The 19009-nt window shown below is 44.5% G+C and carries 4 protein-coding genes; all 4 read right to left on the reverse strand.

The features are described 5' to 3' along the window. Window positions 1-4: 4 nt before the first annotated feature. The 4 genes from CTT31_RS17900 to CTT31_RS17915 are packed head-to-tail and all read right to left on the reverse strand — an operon-like array spanning window position 5 to window position 18878. A complete protein-coding gene (locus CTT31_RS17900) occupies window positions 5-7303 on the reverse strand; it encodes a non-ribosomal peptide synthetase (protein WP_260491698.1) in 7299 nt (2432 codons plus the stop codon). Beyond that, entirely contained in the window at window positions 7300-10677 is a 3378-nt protein-coding gene (locus tag CTT31_RS17905; RefSeq protein WP_260491699.1) for a non-ribosomal peptide synthetase, read from the reverse strand. Before CTT31_RS17905 ends, CTT31_RS17900 begins: the two co-directional genes overlap by 4 nt. 2 nt (window positions 10678-10679) lie before the next feature. After that, window positions 10680-16451: a non-ribosomal peptide synthetase gene (locus tag CTT31_RS17910; RefSeq protein ID WP_260491700.1), complete on the reverse strand. Its 5772-nt coding sequence runs from the start codon at window positions 16449-16451 to the stop codon at window positions 10680-10682. A 3-nt stretch (window positions 16452-16454) separates the two neighbouring features. Further along, the gene (locus CTT31_RS17915; RefSeq protein WP_260491701.1) at window positions 16455-18878 is read right to left on the reverse strand and encodes a penicillin acylase family protein; all 2424 of its coding nucleotides are present in this window, start codon (window positions 18876-18878) and stop codon (window positions 16455-16457) included. Window positions 18879-19009: the final 131 nt, after the last annotated feature.

Consider the following 19009-nt stretch of genomic DNA (forward strand, 5'->3'; position numbering starts at 1 on the left):
TATTTTAGTTTAAATATTTATTAATCAGTGTTTTAAGTTCGTTTTCTTTCATGATGGCATGATGATCTGTGTCCTCAATGCCAAATGCTTCACAATGTGATAAACGTGTTGACCACCCCTCTACAGCCGTAAAATCGCTGGCGTAAATTAGTCGAGCACTGGATGCAGAAGGAATGCAGGTATGGGCTGAAAATAATGCATGGTTATGGCTCAATATCTGCCACTGCATCTGTAAATCCATTAAGGTAAACGCTTCAGAGACTAGGTGCTGTGTCACACACAACTGATGAAGCATCGCCAGACGTTGCTCGTGATCCAAATGCTGTACATCTTCAACGGCAATGCCATCCAGCGATACCCCAAGTTCTTCGGCAAAAGCGCCTAACCGCTGTAATTCACTTTGTTCAATATTTCTATGTAGCTCAGGAATATATGAATCAATCATGGTCAGACTAAGTACTTTTTCTTGTGCCAACCTTTGCATGGTGTGACCAATTACTCCACCCATCGACCAACCGATCAGATGATAATTCGGGTGCTCGATATCAACCTCAAGCAAAGACAGATAATGTGTGGCCAGCGCAGTGATCGATCTAAATTGCAAGGTAGTGGATTGCAGCCCGTAAATAGGTGCATTCGTTTCCAATTCAGAAACCAATTGTGCATAGCAAGTCAACTGACCACCCACAGGGTGAATAAACACAATCGGGGGTTGTTGGTCATCGCCTTCACGCAAACACACAAGTTGTTTAAGGTCACCATAACTATCCATTGCATCCACTTTTGCTGCCAGTGAACTCAACGTTTGCTGCTGGAAAACATCTAGTGCATTGAGCTGCACATTGAACGTCTTTTTAATTGCTCGGACTAGCGCGACCGCTTGTAATGAGTTGCCACCTAGCTCAAAAAACGACGACCCCTTAAACAGCAGCGTATCCGTCGGTAGCCTTAATACTGCTTGCCATACCTCTGCTAACTTGCACTCCGTCTCAGTGCTTAAACTGTCCCCGGATGGCTCAACCTCGACTTGTGGTAATGCAGAAATATCCAGTTTGCCGTTGCGAGTAACTGGCCAGTGTGTCATGGCAATATATTGTTGAGGTATCATGTAGCTTGGTAATTTCGCACTTAATGTAGCGCTCAACCCAGTACTATCAAGCACTTCAGATACACCTTGTACATATGCCACAAGCATAGGAGTACCACTTGCTAAATAACTAATCATCACATGTGCCCTTACGACATCAGGCAAAGCGAAAAGATGCTGCTCTATTTCAGCCAATTCAATACGATATCCGTTTAGTTTCACTTGAGAGTCAGCACGACCTACGTAGTGCAAAATACCGTCTGAAAAACGCACGATATCGCCTGTTTTGTATAACCGAGCATGGCATGATTGATGGTAACCAAACGGGTTATCAATAAAGCAGCTGGCAGTTAGCTCAGGTTTACCTAAATACCCTTCTGCAACGCCTTCACCACTGATATATAACTCCCCACTCATTCCTTCTGCGACTAACCTTTGATGATCATCAAACACATACAAACGAGTATTAGATAACGGCACACCTAAATGTGGACAGGAGCCTGAGATTTCAGCAACCGTTGCATTGACGGTACATTCTGTTGGACCATAAACGTTCAAAGCCTTCCGATCATACTGGTGCTGCCACTTAACCAAACGCTGCCAAAGTGACTCAGAGATGGCTTCACCGCCTATGATAAGGTTTGGTAATTGCGCATCTAGGTCTTCGTCCAGCCACATTTCGACTAAGCTTGGCGTACAATCCAATACCGTCACGTTATTGTCGCTAAGGTATTCGCCCAGTTGTTGTGGTTGTAACTTAAGGGTTTCTGGTATCGGTGTTAACGCCATTCCAGCTATCAGCTGCAATAACCCCTGCAACGACGCATCAAAAACATAGTTAGCATTCCATCCCCAGTTTTGTTCACCTTGGCATATTGGCCAACGTTGCATCTCTTCCATCAATGAAACTGCATTGCGGTGCGATACCATGACACCTTTCGGCTGCCCTGTAGTACCTGAGGTGTATATCACATAGGCAAGATCCTCTGCCGAGACGATAACAGAGGTAACTTCCCCAGCGACTTGTGCGGCTTCTAACATATTGACGGTAGTGCTTGGGCACTGAGCGCTATCAAAGCGCGTCTGATAACTAGGCTGTGAAATCAATAGACTGGCTTTAGCATCAGCTAGCACAAAATCTATCCGTTCTTGCGGCGCGCTTGGGTCTAGCGGCAAGTAAGCTGCGCCAGCAGTCATAATGGCTAACAAAGCAACGACCATCTCATCACTTTTGTCCATCTGCACAGCGATAACCTGTCCACGCTCAATACCATGAACTGTCTGGAGCACTTGCGCACACTTTGCTACACGCGATGCCAACGCTTGAAAGGTCCAATTTTGATCCTGCCAGTGAAGCGCGATGTTAGTAGCGTGCTTTGCTACAGTATCTGACCAACATGTGACCAAACTCTCGGCAACAACAGGCTGCGTTGAGTCTAGCGGATTCAACTTAGCGAGTAGTGCTGTGGTTTGAGCTTCGTTACAAAGCGTCAACGCGCTCATTGGTAAAGTCATGATATCGCGCTGCGAATTACCTTTTACCAACGCGCGTAACAACTGCATCATCTGCTCGGATAATCGCTCAATGCTCGATGCTTTAAATAGGCTAGTGTCGTATACCCAATTAACGGTTAACTGGTGGTCAGACAGCTCAAAATGAACATCTAAATCAAACTTGGTTGTGATCTTTCCATCCGTTAGCGAGGTAAACTGAACACCTGATAAAGCCTCTATCGAGTCTGCTTTATCAAACCGGAAGCTATCTTCTCCATCCGTAGTCAACATTATCTGAAATACTGGGCTTATCGCTGCGGAGCGATTCACATTTAGCGCATCAACTACTAAATCAAAAGGCACCAAATTATGTGATTGTGCGGCAATATTAACGTCACGTATGTGAGCTAAATACTCTCCCAGAGTCGCAAAGTCGGTGTGCGCCGTTAGTGCAATGGTATTTACAAATAGTCCAATTAAATCGGCTAGCTTTTGATCATGCCTACCAGCCACCGGCGCGCCAATTACACACTGGGATTCACGGCCATGTTGTGCAACAACAAGCGACAACGCTGCATGTGCCAACATAAATGGGGTTAGATTATGCGTGCCGATAAAATCCTTTAACGCCAACGCTTCAGCCTTTACAAGAACCTGGGTTACAACGGCTCCAGCTTGCTGTTTAATTTTCGGCCGAGGAAAATCCAAGCTAATACCATGCTCTGCTGGTGCATCCTTAAGGCACTCCTGCCAGTGTTCAAGCGATGCTAAGCAGCTCTCACTGGTCAAGTATGTTTGCTGCCACACAGCATAATCCGTGTAATTAAGCGCATTATGCGGCAAGTTTGGCTTCTTACCTTCTTGCTCACCATGGTAGAGTTCGGCGAACTCGTTAAACAAGATGTTCATCGACCAACCATCGGTAGCAATATGATGCAAGCACAATAGTAAGGTACCCGAATTTTGCGCAGCACCATCAATGTAAGCCACGCGTATCAGCGGAGAGCAGGTGAGATCAAATGATTCATTCAACTCACTTTGCACTCTCATTAACTCATCAGCATAGTGCTCTGCACTGGTATGGTAGTGAGCAATAGTAAATGCTGAAATTGGCTGAACCTGCTGTATCTCACCTTCATCGGTTTCATGGTAAGACGTTCTTAATACTTCGTGACGCTGAAGCAGGCTTAAAAACGCGCGTTCGGCTGAATCAATGTTAAAATCACCGCGAACTTCAAACTGATAATTTAGATTATATTGCGTACTACCATGACCAAGTTGGTCGATAAACCACATTCTGCGCTGTGCTGCCGACAAGGGATACCCCTGCTCCGAACTTGGCGCTTTGGTGACGCTAAGTAAGCTAGTGGTATGCTGATATTGCGCGACTAATTCGGTAAATTGAGCCAGTGTAGGCGCTTCAAATAAACATTGCACAGGCACTTCAGATTGTGCAGCATGATGAATTTTGTGCACGACATTCATCGCCAGTAGCGAATGGCCGCCGAGTTCAAAGAAATTACTTTCCATGCCAATGTGCTCTGGCGCAAGCTGCAGAGCAACAGCCCAAATATTGGCAACTACACTCGCTAAAGCGCTAGAGGGTGGTGTCAGTTTCGTAGCCGTATTACTTTGCTCACGCACCAGGCGGGCACGATCTATTTTGCCATTTGCGGTCAGTGGCATCGCTTCTAAAAGTACAATCTGAGCCGGGAGCATATGTAAAGGCAAACACGGAGTAAGTGCCTGTTTAATCGCCTCAACACTCTGTACCTGATGGCAAGTTACATAAGCAATCAAGCTTTTTTGCCCACCCTCAGTTTCGACTTGTACTGCGGCCTCTTTGACATCGGTTAGATTTGTTAGCGCTTGCTCTATTTCACCGATCTCGATACGAAATCCGCGGATCTTTACCTGATTATCGGTTCTGCCGATATAACAAACATTGCCATTTTCATCCCACTTAACCATGTCGCCGGTGCGATAAAGTCGCTCACTCGTAATTGAATCAACATGGACAAAACGCTCTGCTGTCATATCAGGTTTGTTTAAGTACCCTCTGGCAAGTCCCATTCCGCTTAAGTACAGCTCACCAACAACGCCAACGGCACTGCGTTGCTGCTCAGCATCCAAAATATAACAACCCGTACCTGAGATTGCCTTGCCGATTGGATATTGGACTCTCCCTACTTCTTCAATTTCATAGTAAGTACTAAATGTCGTATTTTCAGTCGGTCCATAAATATTCAATAAACGCATGGGCTTACCATTAGCTAATGCGCGATCAATAGTATATTTATCGAGTTTCTCTCCACCAACCATGACATTATTTAGTGAGGCAAATGCATCTGGACGAATAGCAATGATTTGATTAAATAGCGCCACAGTGATGAATACTGTGGAAATGTTCATGCGACGAACTTCATCAGCAAAGCGGTTGGCATCAAGTAAACAAGCCTTATCCATCCCATATAATGTTGCACCGTTTGCCAATGCTCCCCAAATCTCAAATGTGGCAGCGTCAAACGCGGTATTGGAAATGAATAAGATATTTTCAGCCGAACTCAATGAGACATAATTAGGGTTGTGTACTAATCGCTCAATACCTAAGTGTTCAACCATCACCCCCTTTGGTTTACCTGTCGATCCAGAGGTGTAAATAATGTAGGCAAGATCATCACCACTAGTAGTTAAATCAAGATTAGTACCACTGTGAGTTGCAATTTTAGCTTCAATTTCTAGCGCATCAACTGCCGCGACAGCAATCTCGTACTGCTCAAAAATGGGGGCTAACGCTGTCGTAGTCAGCACTTGCTCTAGCGCCGTATCTTCGATCATATATTGCAGCCTAGCCGCTGGATAATCGGGATCTAGAGGGACGTAAACCGCGCCAGCTTTGACAATCGCGAGCATGGCAATCACGAGCTCCGTAGAACGTTCGAATGTCACGCCAATGAATGCACCTTTACTTATACCTTGGCTTTGTAGGTATCTTGCTAATTGATTCGCTCGGGTATTTACTTCTCCATAACTCAGAGTGTTACCGGCGACACAAATAGCTGGTTTGTCTGGGTTGCTACCTGCCCGATGCTCTACATAGCTATGAATAGGTAAATTATTTCCCTGATATGCAGCGGATTGCTCCCATTCTTGTATCTGAGTAAGTTCGGCATCATCAATCAGCACAAGTTGCTCTATAGGAGTATCAATATTGTCAGCAATTTGCTTGCAAATGATCTGTAACTGGCGGGTCATTCTCGCGACGGTTTCGGCCTTAAACAGGTTAGTGTCAAATGAAAAGCTCACTTGAATGCCATCAACTGTGTCAACGATGTTTATTTGGATATCGTATTTTGCGCTTAGCTCTGCTGAGTCAAACGATTGCAACACGACCTCTCCTGCCAATGGGATCTCTGCCTCTGTGCTAATATCTAGATTGTTCTGTACGAGCGCAATTTGAAACAGCGGATGATAACCATTGCTACGCTCTGGTTTTAACGCCTCAACTAAATATTCAAATGGAATATCCTGATGCTCAAGCGCAGATTCATTCACTTGTTTGGCTGCCGACAACAGCTGGGCAAATGACTGCTTTGAGTCTAGGCGTAAGCGCAACACTAAGTTGTTAATAAAGCAGCCAAACGTTTTTTCTAGTTCTTTTTGCTTTCTACCCGCCACTGGCGTGCCCACGACAACGTCGTCACTACCTGCGTAGCGCCCCAGTACCACCGAAATAGCGGCATGAAACAACACAAATAATGATGTTTGCTGTGTTGTTGCCAACGCTTTTAGCTTGCGACTTAAAGAAGCTGATAACTGGGCAACTCTAAAGTCACTTCTACCACCGGTAGATGCCGGTCGCGAAAAGTCCAATGGGATACTATGAACGCTTGGCAAATCCTGTAATTGAGTTAGCCAGTAGGTCTTTGATCCCTCCACATTATCACTACGTAGCATCTCTGATTGCCAATTTGCATAATCGGCATATTGCACTGCAACGTCGGGAAGCTGTGGCGCAATACCATGAAATAAAGCGTTATAAATATGCTTGAATTCGTCAAGTAACAATGCCATTGACCAGCCATCAGCAGCAATGTGATGGACATTGAAGAACAAAATACCCCGCTCTGGAGATTGCCTTAAAAAACCACCTCGAAGCATGAGGTCATGTTCAAGATCAAAAGGCCTATCAGCATCCTTACGTACAAACTCAAGTGCAAGCGCCTCGCTTTCTGCAGCTGATAAATGACTATAATCTTCAATAATAAAGTCAACATCGCCCGCTTCACGTACCGTTTGCACCAGCTGTTCACCTTGGTAATGTACAACAGTACGCAATGCTTCATGACGAGCAACTATCATTTGCATTGTCTGACGAGCCATAAGCTCGTCAAACTCTCCAACCACGTGCACACCATTTGGCATATTGTAAGTCGCCGTAGCATCTGACATCTGCTGTGATAACCAAATTCGGCGTTGTGCAGAAGAAACGGGCAGAAGCCCATTTCTGTCTACTGGCGTAATACGATAACGCTGCCGTTCACCTTCTAGCGCAGCAAACCGCTGAATATATGTAATCAGAGCTGTTTTATTTTCCTTAAGCATCGCTATGAGTTCAGGGATCAGGTTACTCTTATCGCCAGTGATATTCAGGCTCTGGCCGTCCGTAGACAGCCTGAGGCCCAAAGTAGAGCACTGTTCAATGATGTGCTCTACACTCATATCACCATCCTTTCGTCATCATCACGCGCGACGCTGCTAGACATTACCAACTTTTGTTTCTCATAGAGCTCACACTGTTCAGCAAGTGCTTGAATAGTTGGGTTTTCCATTAGCACTTTTAATGGTATTTCAATGCTAAGTTGCTCACGGCAGGCACTCGCAACTCGGATCCCCAATAGAGAGTGACCGCCGATAGCGAAGAAGTTGTCGTCCATGCTGATAGACTCTTTGCCCAATAAATCCTGCCAAATGGTTTGTAAACGCGCTTCCATCTCTGATCTTGGCGCAATGTAGTCATCAATCACTTCTTCAAGCTCAATGCTAAGTAGCGCTTTACGATCCTGCTTACCATTTTTCGTTAACGGGATTTCTTCAACTTCAATGATGACGGCAGCAACCATGTAAGCGGGAAGTTTTGCTTTCATCCAATCACTGAGTCTATTTTGGTTTACATCTGCACCTGCCACGTAAGCGACTAGCTGTTCATCTTTAACGAGTACTGCGGCATCAGTTACACCCGCATCTTCCAAAATAACAGACTCGATTTCGTTTAGTTCGATACGATAACCACGTAACTTAACTTGGAAGTCACTACGTCCTAGGTATTCAATAGTGCCATCTGCCAGCCAACGCCCTAAGTCACCGGTTTTGTAGATACGACCAAAAGTAGCAGACTCGATGAAACGCTCTTCAGTTAACACTTCATTGTTAAAGTAGCCACGAGCAACCCCTTCACCACCAATGTATATTTCACCTTTTGCGCCAGCCGCTAACGGTGCTAGTGCATCATTCAAAATATAAGTCTGGCAATTCGGCAATGGACGCCCAATATTTGGTACAGACTCAGCGGTAATATCAGAGAAAGTCGCGTTAACAGTACATTCTGTAGGCCCATAGACGTTGAGCGCAAAACGTTGATGTTCAGAAGCATGTGATGCCACTTTTTGCCATAATTCAGAGCTGATAGCCTCACCACCGATTAATAAATTCGGCAATGCAATTCCCTGCTCATTGGCTTCACGAAGCACTAAATCAACTAATGCAGGGGTGGTATCGAGTACGTCGATTTTATTTTCGGTAAGGTAACTAAGTAACTTGCTTGGATCCTTTCGCAATTCATCTTTTAGTAGATTAAGCTCCACACCAAAAGCCAACTGAGTCAGAGCCTGAACAGAAGCATCGAAAATCATCGGCGCGTTCCATGCCCAGCGATACTGACCTGAAACCCCACGCTCAGACAACAGCAGCTTCATGCTGTTTGCAAGATTCACCAAGTTACCGTGTTGAACTGCCACGCCCTTTGGCTTACCAGTTGAGCCTGATGTATATAACACGTAAGCCAATTGCTCAGCTGACAAGTTGATATCGTCGACACTGATCTCACCAGTTGCCACTAACTGTGTGTGATCGATAGTCAGAGTCTGACAATTGATGTCTTTGAATTTATCGTTGTAATGAGACTGAGCAACAACGATATGTAGTCCAGTGTCAGCAATGATGTATTCGATGCGATCATTAGGTGCTCCAGCATCTAGTGGGACATATGCGCCACCCGCGTGCATCACAGCTAGTTGGGCAATTAGCTGTTCGATACTGCGGTCGACACAAATACCAACAGGAGACTCAGTTACCACGCCTAGCGCTGTTAATTGCTGAGAAAACTCACTGACTTTCGCTGCAAGCTCACCATAACTAATAGCTTCATCTTCAACTCGTAACGCGATTGCATCTGGATTTTGTTGTGCGAATTCAAAAATCGAATTAATCAGATTGGTTTTGTTTTCAAAGGTATGTTCATTCGCATTTTGCCAAGGCTGTAGAGTACCTTCTGTGACACCAGAAATTGTCGAGATTTTCTCGTCTCCATTAGCGATAGCATTTGCTAGCAACGCTTCAAATGATTGAGCAAAGTTCTCCATGGTATGTGCGTCGAACAGATCCGATTTATATTGCCAAACCAGTACTAGCTTTCCTTCTTCCACCGCGGCACTTAGCGAGATATCAAAGTTGACCACGTCAACACCTGAGAGGATTTCTTCCGGATCCGACATTTCTAAACCAGGGAGCTGGAACGTACCGCTATCATGGTTTTGTAGTACAAACCACAGCTGGAACATAGGTTGATGACTGCTACTACGCTCAGGGTTCAAGTCTTCAACAAGTGCATCAAACGGCAGGTGCTGATGTTCAAATGCCTCTAATAGCGTAGTTCTATTGCTGGCGATAAGTTCATTGAAACTTGGATTACCTGACAAGTCGGTACGTAGTACTAAATTGTTTAGGAAGAAGCCAATGAGTGGTTCCACGTTTTGGTGAATACGGCCTGCGACTGGCGTACCCATAACAACATCTTCTTCGGCGCTCCATTGACCAACCAATAAGGCATAAATCGTTTGCAGCGCCATAAACTGTGTTACGCCCTGTTGTTGGCAGTATGCATCTAGTTTTTTCGTTAGCGCGACACTCAATTCACAGCGCAATGAATTACCTAAAAAGCCTTGCTGTGCTGGGCGACTACGGTCTAATGGTAGGCTGTGTGTTGCTGGTAGGCCTTTTAACTGTTCGCGCCAGTAACCCACTTCATTTTCAAATACTTCACCTTGTAGCCATTGACGTTGCCAGTGTGCATAGTCCTTATATTGTACTTCCAACTCAACTAACGGATTCGGTTTGCCTTGACTGTACGCGGTATATACTTCCAAGAACTCTTTGACTAACACACCAAGAGACCAACCATCTGAAGCAATGTGATGCATGTTAAACAACACATAATGCTCAGATCCTGACGCTTTAATTAACTGAACTCGCAGCATAGTGTCGTTTTGCAGATCGAATGGCTTTAATGCATCTTGCTCTGCCAACGAACGGATCTCGTCGTACAGGTCATCTCCTTGCAAGTGAGTGAAATCAATAATGGTCACCGCACTATCAACCTGATCTCGGATCACCTGTTCACATTTGTCGTTTGTTTCTTTGTATACTGTACGTAAAATCTCATGGCGCTCAATCACGGCATCGATCGTAGCAATGAAAGCTGCTTGGTTAAGGCTGCCATCTAGCTTAAATGCCGCAGACATATTGTACTGTGCAGAGCCTTGCTCAATACGGTCAATAATCCAAAGGCGCTGTTGAGCAAAAGATAGCGGAATAGGTCCATCAATCACCGCACGCTTGAGTTTTTGTTTTTCAACAGCACTTTTCTGTGCTGAAAATTTATTAATGAACTCAATAAGCTGCGCTTTATTTTCTCGTAAAATAGTGATCATTTCATTGCTCAATCCGCCTTTTGGCGCATCGATTTGCAAGTTGCCGTTCTCTACAGAGAGTCGAACTCCTTGCTCAAGACATTGATTTATTATTGTTTGTGTGTTCATGGTTATTTCCTTAAAGTTTGCGGCGAAGTAGTAGCTGTCATCGTTGGACTGGCCATACTTTGATTGTTAAAAATGGATGAGATTAGTTCTGCCAATTGGCTAACAGAGGGACCACTGGCAAATGTCGACACATTTAGTCCCAAGTTAAAATGCTGTTCACAAGATGAACATAAACCCTGTACTTGTAATGGATTACCTCCTAATTCGTAGAACCCTGCATCGACTTTGACTTGGTCTTTTTTTAGTAACGATGCATAAATATCATGCAAAATATCTATAATGCGTTCGCGCAGTTGTATGGCTTTGCTTTGAGTCTGTGCAAGACTGCCAACATGCTGAGTTGACGCTGATAGCTGGTTAAGTTTGATTAAGCGGAACTCTTCAAAAAGTGCGTTGACTGCTATCACTTTGGCATCTGATGTTGCTTGATATTGCGCTAGGATTTCAGTCAGGTGTGTATCCACCTCTGTACCATTGATAAGCAGATCCGTTGTGTGACTAAACGTAAGCCCAGTTTGGCTGTGCATTAAATTTAAGTACCCAGGCGTCAGCTCAATCAGGTTTACTTGTTGAGATGCTAAGTAATCATTCAATTCAGTAATTGAGTATCGAGTCTTGGTGTCAACGATATGTAATTCGAAGCCAATACTCATTAGACATAGCGCCATGACAGAGCAATCGAAGGACACGGATGCATTCCAAATAAACTTATTACTGTGACTCTGCTGTGGTTGAAGCTCATTGGTGAGCTTGCCCGATAGCATGACGAGATCGTGTTGTGTTAGTGCTATTTCGTTATCGGATCCTGGATACAGAATACAAATAGGCTGAATCGATAACTTTGCTTCTGGCTCAACAAACCCTGTCGGTACCTTAAAAGCCAGCGCTTCTGTTGTATCCAACACTTTTACCGGTGTATCAGCTAAGAATGATCCTAAATGACGCTGCGTAACCGCGAATTCCAGGTTAAAACGCTTGATTGCTTCATCTATCGTCTGTGTATCACTATCTGGGTCTAATACGATAAAGGTGATACCACTGAATAAGCAGGCCATTTGAGTGATTAATAAAGCCAAACCATGTTCTAAACAAACCCCTACCGAATAACCTGGTTTTACGCCTTGAGCATCTAAATAAGCGCGCATGCGTCTAACTTTGGCAAACAGGGCTTGCTGAGCAACTGTTTGTCCTTCGTTTACCACTGCCGTTGACTGAGGACTGGCGGTAGCATTTGCGACCACTCGTGCAGCAAACACTCCTTGCTCAACGATTGGCACTTCAATATTTTGTGAGGACATTTGTGTCAAAGGAATTAACGTGTCAGACCCTTCAAGGAACCATTGCAAAATAGCCTTAAAGCGCGCGGCGTATTGCGCTACCGTATCGACGTTAAACAACTCAGGGCGGTACTCCCAATCCAGTGTTAATGTGCTTTCCTGTTCGTATACCGACAATGAAAGATCGAAGTTAACGCTTGGAGTATGAGGCTCCACCAGCTCAACTTTTAAATTATCCAACGTCATCGGGTTGAATTGTTGGCTGTGGTAAACAAACCAAAGCTGAAAGATCGGGTTGTAACTTTGGTTGCGTTCGGGATTTAATCGCTCTACCAATAGTTCAAAGGGAACATCCTGATTATCAAAAGCAGACATCACAGACTGTTTGGACTCGGCCAATAAGTCTTCAAGGGGTCGACCAAAATCGATCCTATTGCGAAGTACTATTGAATTAGTGAAACACCCTATTAATCCTTCGATATCAGGGTGATTTCTACCCGCTACAGGTGTGCCAACTAGGATATCGCTTTCGCCACTTTGCTCTGCGATTAAAAGGGCATACACGAGCTGTAGTACCATAAACGGCGTCATGTCTTTACGCTGACAAAAAGCCTGTAACTGCGAGCGCATTTGGCTATCAATAGTCAACTTGTAGCTACGCCCTTCAAATGAAGGTTGTGCTGGTCGAGGATAATCCAACGGCAAACCATGCACTTGTGGATGATCCGCCAAAAAGTCAAGCCAATGCTCTAATTGCGCATCCAGTAAACCGTCCTGAATGTTTTGATGTTGCCAATGCGCATAATCTTTGTATTGAATATCCAGAGTCGGAAGTTCAGCAGCTTCATTTCTCAACACACTGCGATAAAGCATCTTCAGCTCTTCGGTTAAGATGTTGATAGACCATCCATCAGCGGCAATATGGTGCAAAGTCAGTAACAAAAAGTGATGTTCCGGCGCAGTTTTAATAATTTTGGCGCGAATTTTTAACCCCACATCTAGTTGAAAAGGCATATTCGCTTCGGCTTCAACAAAATGTTCAACACTGGACATCACATCTTGTTTACCCGAGAGGTCTATCATTGGCACATCAAAGCTATAGTCTTCGAGTACGTATTGCTTAGCCGTATAATCGTCATCGATTAACACTGTGCGTAACACCTCATGGCGGCTAACTAGCTGCGCTAACGCATTCCGTAATGCACTAACCTGCAATGCCCCAGTGATGGAAAATACTCCGGGCATATTGTATTGCGCCGTGCCATAACTGAGCTTATCAATCACCCACATTGACAGTTGAGAGCGCGATAAAGGATGTCCACGTTCGATGTCCGACTTAGTCAGATTGCGAGTCGCCGGACTATATGATTGATCTTCCAACATCGTATCGACTTTGCTCGCCAACTGCCTAATCGTTGGCTGTTCAAAGATGCAAGCAAGTGGCAGATCCACTTGTAATCTTTGCCTTATCTGACCAAACATCTTCATGGCTAATAAAGAGTGACCACCCAGCTCAAAGAAGTTATGTGTCACGCTAATTGCATCTCGCTCAAATAGCGACTGCCAAATCGTGCTTAACAAATGCTCGGTGTCAGTTGTTGCTGCGAGAAACTCAACTTCTCGATGTGCGGGTTCAGGCAGCGCTTTACGGTCTACCTTGCCACTAGAAGTCAATGGAAATGCATTCATTTCGGTATAAAAGTGAGGAACCATAAAGTTAGGTAACTCAGCTGTAAGCGCAGTACGTATGGCCTCAACATCAAGTGCAGCACTAGACTCCATGATGACATACGCAGCCAGCTTTACATCACTACCTCGCTCACCATGCGTGGTCACCACCGCCTGCTTAATGCCGGTCAGTTGCGATAGCTTTTCTTCGATTTCCCCCAATTCAATACGATAACCACGGATTTTTACCTGATGATCGATACGACCTAAATACTCAATCTCACCGGAGCGGTGTAAAGTGACTAAGTCCCCTGTTCGATAAAGTCGCTCTTTGGCAACCGCAGGTAAGTGCACAAACTGAGTAGCGGTAATATCAGGTCGACCTATATATTCAAGCGCAAGACCATCGCCAGCAATACATAGCTCACCACTCACACCAACCGGAGCTAGTTGCCCTCGAGTATCAACAACAACATGACGGTAATTAGGAAGTGATCTTGATAACCGGCAACTTGGTATACCATCTTTGTCTCTATGCACCTCTTCAACCAAAGAGTACACGGTTGCTTCCGTTGGCCCATAACCGTTAATAACTCGTTTCGAACGCAACAGCATTTGCTCTGCAAGTGCTGGATAAAGCGGCTCACCACCAGTGACCAATGTCGCTTGAGCATTTCCTTGCCAACCAGCCTCAACTAAGGCTTGCCACATCGTTGGAGTACACTGGAATAAGTTGTACTCAGATGTATTTGCAAACGCTGCGAGTTTAAGTGCATCCTTACCTATCTGATGTCCAACCAACGTGACTTTGCCACCAACAACCAAAGGGGCAAATATTTCCAAAGTCGAAATATCAAACCCTATCGTTGTTGTTGCTAAACAATGACATGCTTCTGTAAGTTCAAGGCGCGCGACCATGCCACCAATGAGGTTGTCTAAACTACGTTGAGCAATCAATGCGCCTTTAGGACGACCCGTAGACCCTGAAGTGTATAAAATATAAGCACCCACAGCTTCACGTTCTGTCAAAAAGCTAAGGCTATGCTGCCTTGGCGCCTCTATATCGGCGGTTAATTGGTCAATAAGTAATGTACGTTTAGCATCAATCGGAGTCGTTTTCGATACCTGCGTATCAGTCACCAACAGCGCAGCCTGACTATCAGTAAACATAAAGGTCAGACGATCAAGCGGATAAGAAGGGTCTAGCGGTACATAGGTTACGCCTATAGATAAGCAAGCTAATAACGTGGCAACCATATTCTCATTGCGATCGAGACATAACCCTACACAATCGCCAGATTGGAGCCCTTGTGAAGTTAAAATTTCAGCGATTTGCACCGCTTTTTCGCTTAATTCGCGATAAGTCCAAGTAGATTCACCAACAACTAGCGCAATACTATTTGGGCGGTCTGTTACTTGCTGATTAAAACGTTGCACTAGGCTACTACTGTCACACGCTTCCGAGCTGCCGTTTAGCGTTTGATAAGCCTGAAAGTCCTGCTCATTGAAAAAGTTAAAGCCTGAGATCTGCTGCTCTGGGTTGTGACGTATAGCTTCCAAAATAGCAAACAGACGTTCGAATATGACTGCCACATCAGATTCATCAAAAAATGCGCGATTTGCTTCAACCTGTAAAATCACATCTTGATGGTCGCCATATTCACAAAGATTGAATAACAAAGGTGTGGTTTCCACCCCAGGAGGGATAAACTCTGATTCGGCGTCTATCTGTCCGTCTGCATATTTATAATCTAGCTTTTGATAATTGAACTGAACATCGAATAAGCGCTCAAGGTCCGGCTTCAACTGACGAGCGTGCTCAACAATTTTACTTACCGGATATTTCTTAAACTTTGAGACATCTCGCATTTGCGTGCGGATCTCACTCGCAAGGTCAGCCATGGTCCACTGTTGATCAATGCCAAAACGCATTGGTAAAACAGAGACTATGCCACCAATTGCTCGCACGGTGGCTTTATCACGATTGTGAAACGGCAAAGCCAAAATAATGTCAGATGTATGATATTGAAGGTTTAAATAACATGAGATAGCTGCCATAAACAGATGATGTATACGAACTCCCATGTTTTTTGCCAGTTCAGATAGGCTAGTATAATCAGCCTGAGCAATCGCATACTGGCTCAAAAAGCTCTCATGCATCAGGGGGGTATTTAGCTGCTTGGGAACAAACATTCTATCTGGCAATTGGCTGCTGAACTTTTGCTGCCAGAAGCCTGCTGTTGCAGCACTAATATCCACATTGTGATTCATATAATCGACAACGTGCTCAAACTGCGTCAGCTGGATAGGCTCAACAACGCTGTTTCCATCTTTCTGTGCCAAATAATATCTAAATAACGTATCAAACCAGTTGCTGTAACCAAATCCATCGGTAATCAAGTGATGCGCAATCGGTACATACCAATACTCATCGCTCGTTACTTTGAGCAAGAAGGTTTGATATAAACCTGGTTCAGATAAATCAAAAGGCTGCATTAGCTGTGTTTTTACAAACTGCTTCGCTTGCTCTTTCGCATCAGAAGCGGCACTAAAGTCAAGATATTCGAACTTACACGCAACTTCAGCGCGACACTGAACTGGTTGACCCATCTGTTCTTGGAAATAGAGGTGAAAAACATCGTTTTCAGCCACAAGTTGCGCCATAGCCTGTTGAAAGGAGGCCACACAAATAGGCTCTTTAATTGTAATCACTCCACCAATGTTATAGTTTGGTGAGCTTGGATATCGTTTTTGATCCAGATAAATATCGAGTTGTGCAGATGTCAGCATCATACCCTTATCCTCTGTGAGTTTATTATTGTTTTTCATGGTTTATTCCTTAGACTCAGCGGGGAGTAGCTTGAGCGAGTAAACGGTTTCCTGCGGCAAAAATGGCGAGAATACCCCTTTTTGCCAGTCGTCATGCCCCGCCATCCAGTATGGCGACATTGGATTGGACGCTTGACCTACAGGCATATGAAAGAATCCACTTTGCTCTTCACCTGGTGTCACCCCCATTCTCATCGAGGCACCGAAGCTTTGCTCCTGTACTAGGGGCATGTTGATATCTCCGTCAGCACCGTATTCTGGGATATTAAAGAACCTCCCAATGAGTGGCAGAGCACCAGCGACAGGATGAGAAATAGCAACTTTGTTGTAGTCACCCCATTTGGCATTCGCAATCGAACCATGAGTGTTATTAAAGTGGTCATTCAAAAAAGTCAGAGCATCGGCATACAAAGCTTGCCAAGACTCAAAATGTGTATTTAAGAGATGGTCAGGGTGCTCATTGACTAACTTCCATAGTGGCCCTTCCCACTGGCTGGTTAAGCTGAAGTAGTCAAAAACATTTAGGTCGGGATTACTTTCATTAACTCCACTCAGAATGCCGCTAAAAACTCTGCGTGCGACCTGAGTTCTGAATGCTCTCACCAACAAATAACCGGTGGAGTCTTTAAGTGCTTTACCATTCCAGTTATTGACAATTTTTCGGTATTCGGCCAATTCAGGATATTTGGCCATGAACTCTTCATTCATAATAGACAGCAGCAGATACTGCCAACGCTGGAGAAATATTGCGCGACTATCGAGCTGTGTACGCAACATCTGGGCTTCACTAGGCTCATGCATCACTCTGAGACCGTTATGAATTTGCTGCGCTCTCGCGCCAAGTGCGTAGTTTTCGCGACCAATAATATCTAGTTCATCACCTGAAACGACTCGTGCATTAGCAGTAAAAATAAAACCCGATTTAGGATTAACACGTTTCGGATATTTATCTGTCGTTAAGTACCCTGACCAGTCATATTCTTTATTGTCATAGTCGATGGGAGCCCATACTGAATGGGCTCTCTTTGGTAATACCCCCAACATCGTCCAGCCAATATTCCCTTGTTCATCACCCACCACTACATTGAGATGCGTCATATGTGTGTTATTGAATAAAGGCAGCGCGGTATCAACGCTAGATGCACGCTCAACCTCCAATAACCCTAAGTTGACCGCAGAGGATGAATGGGCGACCCAACGTAAAACCAATAAATCGCCATTCTGTTCACGTTCAACGACAGGTCCGTAAGGTGTGATATCAACGACATATTCCACAGGTTCAGCGTCCTTGACATCAATGTGCTGTGTAACATGTGTGACTAGTTCTTGGCCTCTATCTGCAGGGATCCGCAGCAAATCAGACCAATCTCCCATAGAGTTAGTGAAACCCCAGGCAATATGCGTATTACTGCCCGCAATCATCAGCGGTAGACCGGGTAAGGAAACACCGGTTAATTTGCGGTCTTCATTCGCTTCGTGCCACGAAAAGCCAACTCGATACCAAATATTGGGAACATTGAGGTTTAAGTGCATATCATTGGCAACTAAAGCCTTGCCGGATTTTGTATTTGCACCCGACACAGCCCAGTTATTACTGCCAGCAACTGAAGGGCTATCTTGTAACGCCATTGTATATAAAGAATCAGCTTGCTCATGCAACGCCAGAATGTCTTGATTAGTGTCAGTAGCACTTTTTAGTGAGTAAACTTCAGCACTAGGGATAGATATTGCGGCAAGATGTTGTGTATCTAATGGCTGATCCCAAGAAGTACCCAGCGGCACCAGAAAGTCAACCAGTGCCTGTGGTAAGTTTTGTCGTAACTTATTTAGATAAAGTGTATTACGGTAATCATGGCCTTGCATTTCCATAAACATGGCAAAAGAAACTAAGAATGAATCCTCCGCTTGCCAAAGATTTGGTGATGCCTGTAACAAAGTATATTCAAATGGGGTATTGTCTAGCTTTTCAAGCCCAGCATTTACGCCTTCAACATAGGCATCAAGTAGTGCTTTGTGTCTAACATCTAAACTTTCATAAGCTTGTCGCGCAGACTTTCTGAATTGATGTAGCCGAGCTTCCTTGTCAGCACTAACAAAAGACTCACCAAAAAGTGCACTAAGTTCACCAGCCGCCTTTCGACGCAGGTAATCCATTTGAAAAAAGCGCTCTTGAGCATGTAAGAAGCCCATTGCTCGAGATACATCCATTCTTGTCTGTGCAATAATGGATGGCACACCGCTTCTGTCTCTGTCTATAACAACTTCATTTTCAATATGAGGAAGATTAACTTCACCATTTAATAAAGGCAGAGCAGAATTCAGTCGATCCCATAACCAATAACTAGCGCAACTGGTTACTACCATAGTTGATAGGCCACTAAATAAAAGTGCCTTTTTTATAGTGCTATGTTTTCTTTCTATGCTCATCTTCGCCTTCCAATACCTGTTCCTTGTGCACGACACACGGTGAACAAAACTAAACTAGCCAAGATAATTGAATAATCAGCACAGAAAGACAAAACACTTCCCATTATAATGTGTTACATTGTTTGGTAACA

The sequence above is a fragment of the Pseudoalteromonas maricaloris genome (genome assembly GCF_024746855.1).
GTDB lineage: Bacteria > Pseudomonadota > Gammaproteobacteria > Enterobacterales > Alteromonadaceae > Pseudoalteromonas > Pseudoalteromonas maricaloris.